Here is a 14720-nt window from a genome sequence, read left to right as displayed (position 1 = left end):
CTCGCGCCTCTGTTTGGGAGCCAGTATGAATTCTTTGCCAATTGATGAAGTTTTACCCGCCCTGCGCGAAGCCCTGGCGACACGCCACGAGGCCGTGCTCGAAGCACCGCCCGGCGCCGGTAAGACTACCCGCGTGCCTTTGGCCCTGTTGAACGAACCCTGGCTGGCCGGACAACGCATCCTCATGCTCGAGCCCCGGCGCCTGGCGGCACGGGCGGCGGCCGAACGACTGGCCAGCGAACTGGGGGAAAAGGTCGGCGAAACCGTGGGCTACCGCATTCGCCTCGACAGCAAGGTCGGCCCGAATACCCGTATCGAAGTGGTCACCGAGGGCATCCTGACGCGCCGCCTGCAAGACAATCCGGCGCTGGAAGGCGTCGGCCTGCTGATCTTCGACGAATTCCACGAACGCAGCCTCGACGCCGACCTGGCCCTGGCCCTGAGCCTTAACGGCCGCGAGCTGCTGCGTGACGAGCAGCCGCTGAAAATCCTGCTGATGTCGGCGACCCTGGAGGGCGAGCGCCTGGCCGGGCTGCTCGACGACGCGCCGATCCTGCGCAGCGAAGGCCGCATGTTCCCGGTCGATGTGCGCTGGGGGCGGCCGTTCCAGCCGGGCGAGTTCATCGAGCCGCGCCTGGTGCAGACCATTCTCGAGGCGCTGCACGATGAAAGCGGCAGCGTGCTGGTGTTCCTGCCGGGCCAGGCGGAGATCCGCCGGGTGCATCAGCAACTGGCCGATGCCCTGGGTGAACGCCGCGACATCCTGCTCTGCCCGCTGCACGGCGAGCTGGACCTGGCGGCGCAACGCGCGGCCATCGACCCGGCGCCCGCCGGCCAGCGCAAAGTGGTACTGGCGACCAATATCGCCGAGACCAGCCTGACCATCGACGGCGTGCGCGTGGTGGTCGATGCCGGGCTGGCGCGGGTGCCGCGCTTCGACCCGGGCAGCGGCATGACTCGCCTGGACACCCAGCGCATTTCCCGGGCCAGCGCCACCCAGCGCGCCGGTCGGGCCGGGCGCCTGGAACCGGGGGTGTGCTACCGCCTGTGGTCCCAGGACCAGCACGAACAACTGGCGGCCTATGGCAGTGCGGAGATTCTCCAGGCCGACCTCGCCGGGCTGGCCCTGCAATTGGCGCGCTGGGGCGTGGCCCCGGCGCAGCTGGTGTGGCTGGACGCGCCGCCCGGCGCGGCCTATGCCCAGGCCCAGGACCTGCTCGAACGCCTCGGCGCGTTGACGGCCAATGCGGGCGAGGACGGGAAGCTGACCGCTCACGGCCAGGCCATGGCCGAGCTGCCGGCGCACCCGCGCATCGCCCATCTGCTGTTGCGCGGCCAGGCCCTGGGGCTGGCGCACATGGCCTGCGACGTCGCTGCCCTGCTCGGTGAGCGCGATATCCTGCGCGGTGGCGGCGCCGACCTGCACAGCCGCCTGGCGCTGCTGTCCGGCGAGGAGCGCGCGGCCCGTGGCGCCCAGGGCGGGGTACAGCGGGCCCGGCAGCTGGCGCGGCAGTACCGCGGCTATTTGCGTGGCCAGCCGGAGCAGCCGGTGGCCGACCCCGATCATCCGCGCTGGCTCGGGGCCCTGCTGGCGCTGGCCTACCCGGACCGGGTCGCCCAGCAACGCCGCCCCGGCGGCGCCGAATACCGGCTGGCCAACGGCCGGGCGGCGCTGTTCAGCGAGACCGACAACCTGATGAAACAGCCCTGGCTGGTGATCGCCGACCTGGGCAGCCGCCAGGGGCAGCGCGAAGAGCGCATCTACCTGGCGGCGGATTTCGACCCGGCGCTGTTCGACTCGGTCCTGGCCGAGCAGGTGCGCAGCGTCGACCAGCTGGACTGGGACGAACGCGAAGGCGTGCTGCGCGCCGAGCGCCAGCGCAAGGTCGGCGAACTGGTACTCAGCCGCGAGCCCTTGACCGGGCTGGACGAGGCGGCGCGCAGCCAGGCGCTGGTCAATCTGGTACGGCGCAAGGGCCTGGAACTGTTGCCCTGGACCCCCGAGCTGCGCCAGTGGCAGGCGCGGGTGGCGCTGTTGCGCCAGCTCGATCAGCAGGCCAGGGGCGAGAGCGAATGGCCGGATGTCAGCGACGCCGCCCTGCTCAAGAGCCTGGAACACTGGTTGCTGCCATACCTGGGCAAGGTGTCGCGGCTCAGCCATTTCGCCAACCTGGACCTGGCCGGCATCGTCCACAACCTGCTGCCCTGGCCGTTGCCACAGCGCCTGGACGAGTGGGCGCCGCAGCAGCTGCGGGTGCCGTCCGGTTCGTCGATCCGCCTCGACTACAGCGAGCAGCCGCCGATTCTCGCGGTGCGTTTGCAGGAGCTGTTCGGTCTGGCCGAGACGCCACGGATCGCCGGCGGGCGGCAGGTGGTCAAGCTGCATCTGCTGTCTCCGGCGCGGCGACCGGTGCAGGTCACCCAGGACCTGGCGAACTTCTGGCGCAGCACCTACGCCGAGGTGAAGAAGGACCTCAAGGGCCGCTACCCGAAACACTATTGGCCGGACGACCCGCTGGTGGCCGAGGCCACGGCCCGGGCCAAGCCGCGCAAGTAACCCGGGGCTGCGGCTACAGCGCAGCAGGCAGCAGGAAGCGGGCGATCAGCGGTAGATGATCGGAGATGCGCAGGGTGTCGTCCTGGCGGACCCGGGCCTCGACCCGCTTGAGCCGCGGGCTGTGGAACAGGTAGTCGAGGGTGCGATCCGGGCCGTTCAGGCTCGGGTCGTTGGGGTAGTGGGTCAGCCACTGTGCGCGGTCGATGCCGCTGGCTTCGTTGTTGCTGGGGATCATCGGGTACTTGTCCCAGAGCGTGTGCAGCGCGCTGTCGGCGGCGTAGGGCGCGCGTTGCTCGGGGGCGAGGCGTTGGTACTGGCCCAGCGGTAGCAGATTGAAGTCGCCGCCGATCAGCCAGGGCGTCCCGCGGCCCTCGAAGCGGTCGAGAATCCGCGCCACGGCATTCACCTGTGCCGGTAAAGTGCCGTCGGCCTTCGCCGGGCGGTCCAGGTGGGTGTTGAGCACCGCCAGCTGGCCGCCGTCGCTCAGCGGCAGGTAGCTCACCAGCACGGCGTTCTTCGGCTGGAACTGGCGGCTCACGACGTTGGCCTCGGGCACCGGCAATTGCAGGCGCTCGGCGTGTTCGATGCGGTAGCGGCTCAAGGTCGCCAGTTGCCGGCCGACGCTGCCGAAGATGTGCGGGGAGGGCACGAAGTCGGCCTTCCAGTCGAAGGCCCGGGTGCTGCAGGGATAGAGATCGGCGAGGCGTTCCTGCAGCAGCTTGAGCTGGTCCTGGTAGTCGCTGGCCTTGGCGTCGTCATCCAGTTCCTGCACCAGCACGATGTCTGGCTGCTCGTCGCGAATCACCCGGGCCACTTCGTCCAGGCTGAAGGCCATGTCCTCGGCGGTCGGGCGTTCGTCCGGCCCGCGGGCCTGGTCGTTCCAGAACACGTAGCGCTTGCCCGCCAGGTACTGCACGTTCCAGGTCATCACCTTCAGCGCCTGGCCCGGCACCAGGCTGGGAGCCTTGCCGGTGCAGGCAATGGGCAGTGGCGTCTTGGCGTCGGGGCGCCAGGTCAGGCTGTAGAGCAGGGCTGACAACAGGCCTGCACTGATCAGCAGGCCCAGGAGGAGGAAGCGCAGTAGACGGGACATCGGCTCGGCTTATGGCGTTGCGGGATGGAGCCCGAGCATAACCGAGAGCAGGGCCGCCACCCAAGGGGCAGAGCGGTCGGCCCCGGGAGTCAGTCGTTGGCGGGGGCGTCGCCGATCAGCATGAACAGGCGGAACACCACCACGCTGGTGAACAGTTGCAGGAAGCTGTGGGCGCTTTCGATCAGCAACGAGAGCAGCGGGCCGGGATCGGGATACGCCGCCAGGCTGGCACCCTTGAGTACCCACAGTGGGGCCATCACGGCCAGGATGCACATCAGGATCCGCAGGAAGTGCCCGCGGGTCAGGCGGAAGCTTTCCTTGATCGCGGCCAGCGGTTGCAGGCCCCTGAGCACCAGCAGGTACTCGGCGAAGGCCAGGGTCACCATCAGCCACAGGCCGGGCAGGAAATACAGCGACAGGCCCAGCAGGATCAGCAGGGTGTTGATCGCGGTCAGCAGGGCGAAGCGCGGCCACAGGCTCAGCGCCGCGGCGAGCAGGTCGCGGGCCTGGGGCGATTCGCCACGGCTGCGGGCATCGAGGAACAGGATCAGCACCCCGGTGTACAGCGGGTAGATCAGCAGGCCGACGATCACGCTGTAGCCGGAAAAGGCCTCGGGCCCCAGCGAGCTGTCCACCGCCTGTTGCAGCAGCGCTTCGAGGACCACCAGCGGCAGGCACAGCTGGACGATACGCCCCAGGTTGCGCTGGCAGAAATACAGGGAGTCGCGCAGAACGGTTAACGGATTCATCAGTGGTTATCGCAGATCAGAAAAAGCGGTTGGACACTTTAACCGATGCAGCCCCGGGGCGAGCAAACGTAAACGTTAGGTAAAGGCCATTGAAAGCCCGTTCGCCAACCCCATTACTGCTTGCACCTTGCGCATGACGGCAAGGTCCCGTTTTTACCGGCAATCTAAAGAGGTCGCCATGAACAGCGAAGAGCAAACCCTGATCGATGGACTGTTTTCACGGTTGCAGCAAGCCGAAAAGGATTCAGCCCCGCGCGATGCCCAGGCCGAGGCGCGGATCAAGGAGCATCTGACCGGACAACCCGCCGCCGGGTATTTCATGACCCAGGCGATCCTGGTGCAAGAGGCGGCTATCAAGAGCCTCGACGAGCAGAACAAGCAACTCACCCAGCAAGTCCAGCAATTGCAGGCCGAACTGCAGCAGGCCAAGGCCCAGGCCGCGGCGCCGGCGCCCAGCGGCGGTGGCTTCCTTTCGAGCATCTTTGGCGGCTCCCGCGATCCGCAACCGGCGCAGAGCGCCCCGGCCTCGTCCGGCGGTGGCTGGCGCGAACCGGCGCGGCCGGCATTCAACCCGCCGCCGCAGCAGAGCTTCGGACAACCGAGTTATCCCCAGCAGAACGCGCCACAACAGGGCTATGCCGCGCCGGCGCAACAGGCCCCAGGCAGCAGCTTCCTCGGCGGCGCGCTGAAGACCGCGGCCGGCGTGGCGGGCGGCGTGATGCTGGCGCAGGGCCTGAGCAGCCTGTTCCACGGCAACCAGCAGCCGCAGGAAATCGTCGAAGTGATCAAGGAAGAACCGGCGCCTGCCAGCGATAACAGCGGCGGCTGGGGCAACGACGAGCAGCGCATGGCCAACAACGACTCCTGGGGCAACAACGACCAGGGCGGCTTCAGCGATGCCGACTACGGCAACGACGACAGCTCGTTCTTTTCCGACGACGATTCCTTCGTCTGACCCGCCATTGGTCCGGAACGCTGCGGCGTCCCGGACCTGCGGCAGCGATTATTCGCGGAACATTCCTTTCGGCTGGCATACTGGGCGACTTTTCGGGGTCGAGTCCCGGCCCGGGTCGCGCGCGCAAGCGCCATGAGGATGAGCGGTGAAAAAGATCGCTGTGTTCGCCGATGTCCAGAATCTCTACTACACCGTGCGCCAGGCTTATGGCTGTCATTTCAACTATGCCGCCCTGTGGGTCGATATCAGCCGGCAGGGGCAGATAGTCGAAGCCTATGCCTATGCGATCGACCGCGGTGACAGCAAGCAACAGCAGTTCCAGCAGATCCTGCGCAACCTGGGGTTCACGGTAAAACTCAAGCCGTACATCCAGCGCAGCGACGGCTCGGCCAAGGGCGACTGGGACGTGGGCATCACCATCGACATCATGGACGCCGCCGCGCATGTCGACGAAGTGGTGCTGGCTTCCGGCGACGGCGATTTCGACCTGCTGCTCGAACGCATCATCAGCAAGCACGGTGTCGCGGCGGTGGCTTACGGCGTGCCGGGGCTGACCGCCAATTCGCTGATCCGCGCGGCCACGCGCTACGTGCCGATCGAAGGCGCGCTGTTGCTCAGGAACTGAGCCGATTATTTCTTGTACGGAGCTGGACAGGTTTGGAACGCATCGCAGTCATCGACTTTGAAACCACCGGGATCTCCCCGAGCAGCAGTTGCCGGGCCACGGAAATCGCCGTGGTGATCCTTGAACGGGGGCGCATCGTCGAGCGTTACCAGAGCCTGATGAATGCCGGCGTGCGAGTGCCGGCCTTCATCGAACAGCTGACCGGCATCAGCAACGCCATGCTGCGTAGTGCCCCGCCGGCCGAGCAGGTGATGAACGAGGTCAACGAGTTCGTCGGCATCACGCCACTGCTGGCGCACAACGCCGCGTTCGACCAGAAGTTCTGGGATTACGAGCTGAGCCGGATCAAGCGCACCCGCTTGCAGAACTTCGCCTGTTCGCTGTTGCTGGCGCGGCGCCTGATGCCGGCGGCGCCCAACCACAAGCTCGGCACCCTCACCACCTTCGCCAGCCTGCCGCATACCGGCCAGGCCCACCGGGCCATGGCCGATGCGGAAATGGCCGCCAACCTGACCGCGCACCTGGCGCAGGAGCTGCGGCAGAAGCACGGGCTGGGCGAGCTGTCCCACGACTTCTTGTGCAAGTTGCAGAAAGTCCCGGCGGCGAAGATCGGCGAGCACCTCAAGCGCCACCGCAGCGCCTGACCCGTACCCGCTGCCGAACGCCCTGACCCCTGACCCCTGACCCTGTAGCCCTGTAGCCGCTGCCGAGCCTTGGCGAGGCTGCGATCGGCTCCGCAGGAGACGCGCTCTTGAGGGCCTCGGAAGGCTCTTCGAGCCTTATCGCAGCCTCGCTGGCGCTCGGCAGCGGCTACAGGCGGCTACACAGCTACAAGGGACGGGCTTATTTGCCGTTGTTCTCCAGGTGTCCCAGGGGCACGCGCTGCTCGATGGCGCTGGAGAGCACGATCGAAGTCTTGCTGAAACCGAACTGGGCGACGCGATTGATCAGCTCTTCCAATTCAGGCATCGAACCCACGGCGGCGCGCATGATCACGCACGGATCGCCGGTGACCCGGTGGCACTCGGTCAGTTGCGGGATCCGGCTCAGTTCGTCGTAGGCCTTCTGGTTGCCGTGCTGGGCCATGCGCAGTTCGATCACGCACTGGATCGGCAGGCCGAGCCTGGCCAGGTCGACCTTGGCCTGGTAGCCGGTGATGACGCCGCTGGCTTCCAGCTTGGCCACCCGCTCGGCCACGGCCGGGGCGGAGAGATTCACCTTGCGCGCCAGTTCGGCGTAGCTCGCCCGGCCGTTTTCCAGCAGGGCCGCGAGGAGCATGCGGTCATATTTGTCCATGATAAGGCTTCCAAACGCAGCGGCTTTCGAAAACATGGGTTATAGCCATAATCTCCGTGCATTGAAAAGTGTACTGGCGCTTTAAACAGGTTTTGTAACTTAAGTTCCGCCTGCCGGCTTTCTAGAATAAGCCTCTCCCTTGCCTGCCCGTCGAGCTTTCCATGCCTGGCCTACGCCGTTTTCCCTTGCCCCTGATTGCCGCCTTTTTTGCCTTGTATGTGATCTGGGGGTCGACCTACCTGGTGATCCGCATCGGTGTCGAATACTGGCCGCCGCTGATGCTTGGCGGGATCCGTTTCGTCATCGCCGGCACCCTGATGTATGGCTTTCTGCGCTGGCGCGGCGTGCCGGCGCCGACCTGGCCGCAATGGAAGGCCGCGGGGGTGATCGGCATCCTGCTGCTGAGCTGCGGCAACGGTGCGGTCACGGTTGCCGAGCATATGGGCGTGGCATCCGGGGTGGCGGCGCTGGCGGTGGCCACCGTGCCGCTGTTCACCCTGCTGTGCGGTTACTTCTGGGGCGCGCGCAATACCCGCCTGGAATGGGCCGGGATCGTCCTCGGACTGATCGGCATCGCCATGCTCAACCTCGGTTCCAACCTGCAATCGAGCCCCACCGGCGCGGCCCTGCTGGTGTTCGCGGCGGCGGCCTGGGCCTTCGGTTCGGTGTGGAGCAAGCACCTGCCGCTGCCCCAGGGCGCGATGGCCAGCGCCGCCGAGATGCTGGTGGGCGGCGTGGTGCTGCTGATCGGCAGCTGGCTGAGCGGCGAGCAACTGGTCGCGATGCCTCCCCTGGAAGGCTGGGCGGCCCTGGCGTACCTGATCGGGTTCGGTTCGATCATCGCCTTCAACGCCTACATGTACCTGCTCAAGCATGTGCGTCCGGCGGCGGCCACCAGCTATGCCTACGTCAATCCGGCGGTGGCGGTGCTGTTGGGGATAGTGTTCGTCGGCGAGACCATCGGCCTGGAAGAAGCCCTGGCGATGGTGGTGATCATCAGCGCCGTGGTGTTGATCGGCCTGCCGCAATGGCGCAAGCCGAAACTGGCGCAAGAAACGACCGCCTGAGGCAGGCGGTCGCGGTTGTCGTGAAAACCGGGCGGACGCGCCGCGTTCGCCCGGACCCTCAGTTGCAGGCGCCTTCGTCGCGCCAGACCTTGCCACTGCCTTCGCCACCGGTGTACGCCGGGTTGCCCGGCTCGTTGCCCTGGGTCCACCAGCGCGCGGTGTAGAAGTGGCCGTTGTGGCTGACCTTGTTGCCGGTCACGTAGGCGTTCCTGGCGTTCCACGGCCCCTGGCAGGTGCCGGGTTGGCCGCCGCCGTCGGCGCTGACCTGCACGCTGTGCTCGCTGAGCACACTGTGATGGCCGTTGCTCAGCTCAAGGCTGAAGCGGTAGCGGGTGTCCTGGGCGTTCTTCGGCGCGATGAACGTCAGCTGTGGCCCATTGGCCTGGAAGCTCAGGCTCGGGGTCACACTCCAGTGATATTCCAGGGGCAGGCCCGCCGGGTCGCTGGACGCCGAGGCATCGAGCCGTACCTGTTCGCCGGCCTTGGCCTGTGCCACGCCGCTGATGTTCGCCACGGGCGGTTCGACCGGTGCGTCGCCGTCGCACGGCCCCAGGTCCTTCCAGACCTTGCCGCTGCCGTCGGCGCCAGTGAAGGCCGGGTTGCCCGGCTCGCTGCCCTGGACCCACCAGCGGGCCATGTACTGGCGGCCCTTGTGCTGCACTTCGTGCTTTTCCGTGTAGGTCTTGGTGGCGTCCCATGGGGCTTTGCAACTGGCGCCGTTGCCGCTGGCCTTGACCAGCACGTCATGGCTGGCGCTGTTGCCCTGCTTGCCGTTGCTCAGTTTCAGGGTGAACTGGTAGCGGGTGTCGCTGCCCAGCTCGGGGGCGACGAAGCTCAGGCGCGGCCCGTCGAAGGTGAAGTCCAGGGCCGGCGTGGCTTCCCAGGCGAAACTCAGGGCATGGCCTTGCGGATCGCTGGAGGCGGAAGCGTCCAGCAGCACCTGCTGGCCGGCCTGGGCTTCGGCCTGGCCGGAGATCACCGCCACGGGCGGCAGGCTGGCCTCGACCGGCTTGAGCGCGGCGGACTTGACCTCGTTGTCGGCGCTGAATTCGCCGTCGGCGAGCAATGTCCACGGACCGTCCGGGCCGGCGCCGCCATACACCTGGTAAGCCTTGATGTTGCCACTGAGGCCCTGGTCCTGGCGGGGCAGGTAGTGCAGCTGCGAGAAGCGGGCCTCGGTACCCAGGTCGATCACCAGTTGATGGGGATACGCGGCGCCGGGGGCGGAAGCCCAGAAAGACTTGGTGTTGCCGTCGATGATGTTGCTGCCGGGCGCCCCGGCCTGGGTGCTGCTGGCGGAATGGATGCGCCAGCTGCGCGGCAGGGATTTGCCACGGGCATCGGCCAGGTGCAGCTCGGCGATGCTGGCGCTGTCCTTGCCGTCCACCGAGGAGTTGGCCACCAGGCGGATGTAGCGGGCGGTGACGGTTTCTTCCACGGCGGCGAAGGCCTGGCCTTCGAGGGTGATGTCGGGCGCGGCCTTGTTCTTTTCCGCGCGTATCGCCAGGTACCAGCGACCGGGTTGCGGGTCGTTGACTCCCAGGGCTACGCCGTTGTTTTCCAGCGAGCGGTAGTCGTAGTCAGCGACCGTTGGCTGGGCGCCATGCTTGAGCAGCAGTTGGAACTTGCCCGAGCCCTCGCTCTTCGGGCCCAGGCTCGCGCTGAATACCAGGCGCCGGGTGCCGGCGGGCACGTCCAGGGGGAAGTAGCGGATCTGGTCCTTGGCCAGGGTGACGGACTGCTCCAGCAACGAGGTCGCCCGTTCGTCGGCCTGGGGCACCACGGCCGGGGCGTAGGCGGAGATTTTCGCCGCGTTTTCCCGCCAGACCCGCGCCATGTTCGCGGTTTTCTCGTCGCCCAGCGGCACGCCCTGCTGGTCCTTGAGGTCCGGGTTGGAGTAGTAGGGCACCTGGTTGCCGCAGAGGATGGTGCCGACCCGGCCGTTGTTGTAGCCGAAGCGGTAGCTCTTGCCGTCCGAGCAGTGGCTGCCGCCGACGTTGTGCGCCATTTCATGGCGCAGCACGGTCGGACCGTTGATGTAGTTGATCGAATAACGACCATTGACGTAGGCCCAGCCGACCGCCGTGTCCTGGCCGGGCACGCCGCGCACGAAGCTGGCGACCAGGTCCGGGCTGTACTGCTTGATGCCGTCGGCGAACAGCGTGCTGACCTGGCTCAGGGAGCCGGTGGTGATCGGCATGTCGGTGCTCACCACCTGGGTGCCGACCAGGCGTACCCGCACGCCCTGGACCAGCGACTGCTGCACGGAGCGGTTGATCGCCGCCACCTGCGCCGCCGCGTAGGCTTCGGGGTCGCCGATGAACGCCGCCGAGCTCGTCGAGAAGCCTGCCAGCAGGTCGATGAGGATGTCGCCGTTGGCGCTGCGGTCGAGCTGGTAGCTGCGCTGGCCGCTGCGGGATTCGAGCAGGTTGGGCAGTTCCTTGACCGGGGCTTCTAGGGCATCCGGGGCATGGGCCGGGCGTTGCGGGCCATCGAAGCGCAGCAGCGACTGCTGGCCGTCGGCGGTGCCGCGGATCATCGCGTTGGCTTGCGGCAACAGGGCGACGAAGCTGCCGTCGGGGCGGCTGGCGACGATCATTTCGTCGTCCGCCTGCTGGCTGCGGCTGCGGGTCTTGCCGACCACCACCTTGAGGTCCTTGTAGCCCTCGGCCGTGGCTGGCGCGACGCTGCGGATGCTCAGGCCGGTTTCCTGGCGCAGGCGCTCGGTGCCGACTTCGGCCATGCTGCGGGCGCCCGGTACGAGGGCCTGGAGGTTGAGAAAGTGCCCGCTGAGGACGCTTTCGTTCGGGGTGTTCGGCGCTTGCTGGGCCAGCAGGTCGCCGCTCAGCGGCAGCAGCACGGCCGCGGCGAGGCTGGCGCGATAAAGGCGGTGGGCGCGGGACAGCGCGTTCAATCTGAAGCGAGGCATAACCATTCCTGAGGCAGCACGGATGCGGCCCGGCCGACCGGGATCGACAGGGTGCCTGTGCTGGTAAGTGATAAGTAGGAGGTGTGCCGGCGGCCGCGATCATAGGCGCAGGGTCATTGGCCTGTATATCGAGGCGGCGGCTTTTCGTACCTGTCCGAAGCGGCGCGGGGCCCGGCGTGCGGCGCCTGTGCCTGTGCTGCGTGCCAGGACGGCTGGCAGGCCGTGGTGCGAGAAGAACAGCGGGCGATTAGGGTAAACTGCCGGCCATTGCACACCTGCGCTGACATTCTCCTTACGGTATCCCCCATGACATTCGCCACTCTTGGCCTGATCGAACCCTTGCTGCGCGCCCTCGAAACGCTTGGCTACCAGACCCCGACACCGGTGCAGGCGCAAGCCATCCCGGCGGTGCTGGGCGGTCGCGACCTGATGGCCGCGGCGCAGACCGGCACCGGCAAGACCGCCGGCTTCGCCTTGCCGCTCCTGCAATCGCTGACGATGGAAGGGCCGAAAGTGGCCAGCAACTCGGTGCGCGCGCTGATCCTGGTGCCGACCCGCGAGCTGGCCGAGCAGGTTCACGAAAGCGTGCGCCAGTACGCCGAACACCTGCCGTTGAGCACCTATGCGGTGTACGGCGGCGTCAGCATCAACCCGCAGATGATGAAGCTGCGCAAGGGCATCGACCTGCTAGTGGCGACACCGGGGCGCCTGCTCGACCTGTACCGGCAGAACGCGGTGAAGTTCAGCCAGTTGCAGACCCTGGTGCTGGACGAAGCCGACCGCATGCTCGACCTGGGCTTCTCCGAAGAACTGAAGGACATCTACGCGGCGCTGCCGAAAAAGCGCCAGACCCTGCTGTTCTCGGCGACTTTCTCCGACGCCATCCGCCTGCTGGCCGGGCAGATGCTCAACGACCCGCTGAGCATTGAAGTCAGCCCGCGCAACGTCGCCGCCAGCACCGTCAAGCAGTGGATAGTGACGGTGGACAAGAAGCGCAAGCCGGAGCTGTTCAGCCACCTGCTGCGCAAGCACCGCTGGAAGCAGGTGCTGGTATTCGCCAAGACCCGCAACGGCGTGGACGCGCTGGTGGAGCGCCTGCAAGGCCAGGGCGTGAATGCCGATGGCATTCATGGCGACAAGCCCCAGGCCACCCGCCAGCGCGCGCTCGACCGGTTCAAGGCCAGTGAGATCCAGATCCTGGTGGCCACCGACGTGGCGGCCCGTGGCCTGGACATCGAAGACCTGCCGCTGGTGGTCAACTTCGACCTGCCGATCGTCGCCGAGGATTACGTCCACCGGATCGGTCGCACCGGCCGCGCCGGGGCCAGCGGCGAGGCGATCTCGCTGGTGTGCGCCGATGAGGTGAACCTGTTGTCGGCCATCGAGGTGCTGACCCGCCAGACGCTGAAGCGGCACGACGAGCCGGACTTCATCCCGGACCACCGCGTGCCGGAAACCGACGCCAGCGGCCAGGTGGTCAAGAAACCGAAAAAACCGAAGAAGCCCAAGACCTCCGGCGGTGGCGGCAAGCGCAACCTGGGCAAGTGGGTGGACAGCGGCGAAGTGGCCGAGGCCCCGGCGGTCAAGCCGGTGCGCAAGGTCCCGGCCTTCAACACCGGCCCGCGCAAGCGCAAGCCGTAACGCCGCCTCTGTAGCCGCTGCCGAGCCCGCGAGGCTGCGATCGGGCGCGCAGCGGCCGCAACGGCTGATACCCCATTCCCCCTGGCAAACCGCATGCACAGGGCCTTGTGAGGACTGCGCCGGAATGCCGTCCACCTCGATCGCAGCCTCGCTGCGCTCGGCAGCGGCTACAGGGTTCGCGCCGGGCTCAGGCCTTGTATTGCAACCACTCGAGCAGGCCCAGCCCCGCCGCCCGTCCGCTGGCAAAACAGGCCGTGAGCAGGTAGCCGCCGGTGGGCGCTTCCCAGTCGAGCATCTCCCCGGCGCAGAACACCCCGGGCAGTTGCTTGAGCATCAAGCGCTGATCCATGGCCTCGAACGTCACGCCGCCGGCGCTGCTGATGGCCTCGTCCAGCGGCCGGGTTTTCACCAGCGTCAGCGGCAGGGCCTTGATCGCCCTGGCCAGCAGCGCCGGGTCGGCGAAGGCTTCGGCGGCGGCCAGTTCGCGCAGCAGCGCGGCCTTCACGCCGTCGATGCCCACCTGGCTGTGCAGGTGCTTGGCCATGGAGCGCGACCCCCGCGGCTTGCCCAGCGCCGCTTCGACCCGCTCGCGGGGCATGGACGGCAGTAGGTCGATATGCACGGTGGCCGAGCCGTGGCGATTGATGGCCTCGCGAATCGGCGCCGACAGTGCGTAGATCAGGCTGCCCTCGATTCCCGTGGTGGTGATCACGCATTCGCCCAGGCGTGGGGTATCGTCGTCCAGGCCGATGGCCACGTTCTTCAGCGGGGCGCCGGCAAACTTGCTGCGCAGCAGGTCGCTCCAGTCCGCCACCTCGAACCCGCAGTTGCTCGGTTGCAGGGGCGCCAGCCGGATACCGCGTTGTTCCAGGGCCAGCATCCAGGCCCCGTCCGATCCCAGGCGCGCCCAGCTGCCGCCGCCCAGCGCCAGCAACAGGGCATCGGTCCGAACCGGCTTTTCACCTTCCGGGCCCCGGATGCGCAGGCTGCCATCGGCGTTCCAGCCGAGCCAGCGATGGCGGGTGTGGATAACCACGCCGGCGTCGCGCAGGCGCTTGAGCCAGGCACGCAGCAGCGGCGCGGCTTTCATGTCGGTGGGGAACACCCGGCCCGAGGTGCCGACGAAGGTGTCGATGCCCAGGCCGTGAATCCATTGGCACAAGGCCTCGCTGCCGAACTCGCGCAACAGCGGGGCGATCTGCGGCGCACGCTCGGCATAGCGCGAAACAAAGGCCGGGTAGGGCTCGGAATGGGTGATGTTCATCCCGCCGACCCCGGCCAGCAGGAATTTGCGGCCGACCGAGGGCATGCTGTCGTAGAGCTCGACCCGCACGCCGGCCAGGCTCAGCACTTCGGCCGCCATCAGGCCGGCGGGGCCGCCACCGATAATGGCGACGTGGTGGGGCAGGGCGGGGCTGGATAGGGTCATGGCGAGCGGCGGCGTGGCGGAATAAGCCGGGCATTCTACCCGAGGCCGGGCCAGCGCCAAGGCTCCACGGGTGTCGCAGGGCGTTTCATGACGGCTGATCAAAAACTGAGCGCTGCTCTGCAAGGCTTGTTTGCCGTGGCTTGCAGCCGCTTGCACGCAGGTTATCCACAAGCGGCTCCACAGGGATTGGGGGTAAGCCGTCCACAGCTTGATGACCGTTCGATGAAGGCTTTCATAGTCGTTTCCGCCGATGGCGAAAGCTCCGCAAGCCTGCCTGGCCGGCGTTCCTGTTTCCTGGTATTTGCCGGTGTCCGGGGCCTTGATCAGAAAATGACCACCTGCCTGCAAGGCTTATCCCACATGGCCTGTAGCCGCTTGC

At 67.3% G+C, this 14720-nt stretch carries 11 protein-coding genes; 6 read left to right on the top strand and 5 right to left on the bottom strand.

Features of this window, described 5'->3' with window-relative positions; translation table 11 throughout:
• Positions 1-25 precede the first annotated feature (25 nt).
• Positions 26-2557 carry an ATP-dependent helicase HrpB gene (gene hrpB, locus TO66_RS27460; protein ID WP_044465224.1) on the top strand — a complete coding sequence of 844 codons (2532 nt, stop codon included), beginning with the start codon at positions 26-28 and terminating at the stop codon, positions 2555-2557.
• A 13-nt stretch (positions 2558-2570) separates the two neighbouring features.
• On the opposite strand, the gene TO66_RS27455 is transcribed toward hrpB, so the two are convergent.
• On the bottom strand, positions 2571-3650 hold the full coding sequence (locus TO66_RS27455; protein ID WP_044465223.1) for an endonuclease/exonuclease/phosphatase family protein: 1080 nt from the start codon (positions 3648-3650) through the stop codon (positions 2571-2573).
• An 89-nt stretch (positions 3651-3739) separates the two neighbouring features.
• Complete coding sequence (locus tag TO66_RS27450) at positions 3740-4399, bottom strand: YciC family protein (RefSeq protein ID WP_044465222.1); 660 nt, start codon at positions 4397-4399, stop codon at positions 3740-3742.
• A gap of 178 nt (positions 4400-4577) precedes the next feature.
• Between TO66_RS27450 and TO66_RS27445 the strand changes: the two genes are divergently transcribed.
• The 3 genes from TO66_RS27445 (at position 4578) to TO66_RS27435 (ending at position 6623) form a co-directional block, all read left to right on the top strand.
• Positions 4578-5354: a DUF2076 domain-containing protein gene (locus TO66_RS27445; RefSeq protein ID WP_044465221.1), complete on the top strand. Its 777-nt coding sequence runs from the start codon at positions 4578-4580 to the stop codon at positions 5352-5354.
• Positions 5355-5499: 145 nt separating this feature from the next.
• Positions 5500-5979: an NYN domain-containing protein gene (locus tag TO66_RS27440; RefSeq protein WP_044465220.1), complete on the top strand. Its 480-nt coding sequence runs from the start codon at positions 5500-5502 to the stop codon at positions 5977-5979.
• 32 nt (positions 5980-6011) lie between these two features.
• The gene (locus tag TO66_RS27435; RefSeq protein WP_044465219.1) at positions 6012-6623 is read left to right on the top strand and encodes a PolC-type DNA polymerase III; all 612 of its coding nucleotides are present in this window, start codon (positions 6012-6014) and stop codon (positions 6621-6623) included.
• Between the two features lie 199 nt (positions 6624-6822).
• On the opposite strand, the gene TO66_RS27430 is transcribed toward TO66_RS27435, so the two are convergent.
• Entirely contained in the window at positions 6823-7275 is a 453-nt protein-coding gene (locus TO66_RS27430) for an Lrp/AsnC family transcriptional regulator (protein ID WP_044465218.1), read from the bottom strand.
• A 161-nt stretch (positions 7276-7436) separates the two neighbouring features.
• On the opposite strand from TO66_RS27430, the gene yedA reads away from it, so the two are divergent.
• Positions 7437-8342, top strand: a complete 906-nt coding sequence (gene yedA / locus TO66_RS27425; RefSeq protein WP_044465217.1) for a drug/metabolite exporter YedA — start codon at positions 7437-7439, stop codon at positions 8340-8342.
• 58 nt (positions 8343-8400) lie between these two features.
• Here the strand turns inward: yedA and TO66_RS27420 are convergent, their stop codons facing one another.
• Positions 8401-11271 (bottom strand): discoidin domain-containing protein, encoded by a 2871-nt coding sequence (locus TO66_RS27420; protein WP_044465216.1) that lies wholly within the window; start codon positions 11269-11271, stop codon positions 8401-8403.
• Between the two features lie 306 nt (positions 11272-11577).
• Here TO66_RS27420 and TO66_RS27415 point away from each other — a divergent pair, with 306 nt between their 5' ends.
• A complete protein-coding gene (locus TO66_RS27415) occupies positions 11578-12912 on the top strand; it encodes a DEAD/DEAH box helicase (protein ID WP_044465215.1) in 1335 nt (444 codons plus the stop codon).
• 187 nt (positions 12913-13099) lie between these two features.
• On the opposite strand, the gene TO66_RS27410 is transcribed toward TO66_RS27415, so the two are convergent.
• Complete coding sequence (locus tag TO66_RS27410) at positions 13100-14341, bottom strand: TIGR03862 family flavoprotein (RefSeq protein ID WP_044465214.1); 1242 nt, start codon at positions 14339-14341, stop codon at positions 13100-13102.
• Positions 14342-14720 lie beyond the last annotated feature (379 nt).

The sequence above is a fragment of the Pseudomonas sp. MRSN 12121 genome, from assembly GCF_000931465.1.
Lineage (GTDB): Bacteria > Pseudomonadota > Gammaproteobacteria > Pseudomonadales > Pseudomonadaceae > Aquipseudomonas.
Note: the sequence above shows the minus strand (reverse complement) of the source record. Positions and strands in the feature narration are given on the sequence as shown.

Excerpts from the sequence above, each read along its gene's own strand:
- TO66_RS27410 (WP_044465214.1), bottom strand. The coding sequence starts at position 14,341 with ATGACCCTATCCAGCCCCGCCCTGCCCCACCACGTCGCCATTATCGGT.
- TO66_RS27430 (WP_044465218.1), bottom strand. The coding sequence starts at position 7,275 with ATGGACAAATATGACCGCATGCTCCTCGCGGCCCTGCTGGAAAACGGC.
- TO66_RS27420 (WP_044465216.1), bottom strand. The coding sequence starts at position 11,271 with ATGCCTCGCTTCAGATTGAACGCGCTGTCCCGCGCCCACCGCCTTTAT.
- hrpB (WP_044465224.1), top strand. The coding sequence starts at position 26 with ATGAATTCTTTGCCAATTGATGAAGTTTTACCCGCCCTGCGCGAAGCC.
- TO66_RS27455 (WP_044465223.1), bottom strand. The coding sequence starts at position 3,650 with ATGTCCCGTCTACTGCGCTTCCTCCTCCTGGGCCTGCTGATCAGTGCA.
- TO66_RS27415 (WP_044465215.1), top strand. The coding sequence starts at position 11,578 with ATGACATTCGCCACTCTTGGCCTGATCGAACCCTTGCTGCGCGCCCTC.
- yedA (WP_044465217.1), top strand. The coding sequence starts at position 7,437 with ATGCCTGGCCTACGCCGTTTTCCCTTGCCCCTGATTGCCGCCTTTTTT.
- TO66_RS27445 (WP_044465221.1), top strand. The coding sequence starts at position 4,578 with ATGAACAGCGAAGAGCAAACCCTGATCGATGGACTGTTTTCACGGTTG.
- TO66_RS27450 (WP_044465222.1), bottom strand. The coding sequence starts at position 4,399 with ATGAATCCGTTAACCGTTCTGCGCGACTCCCTGTATTTCTGCCAGCGC.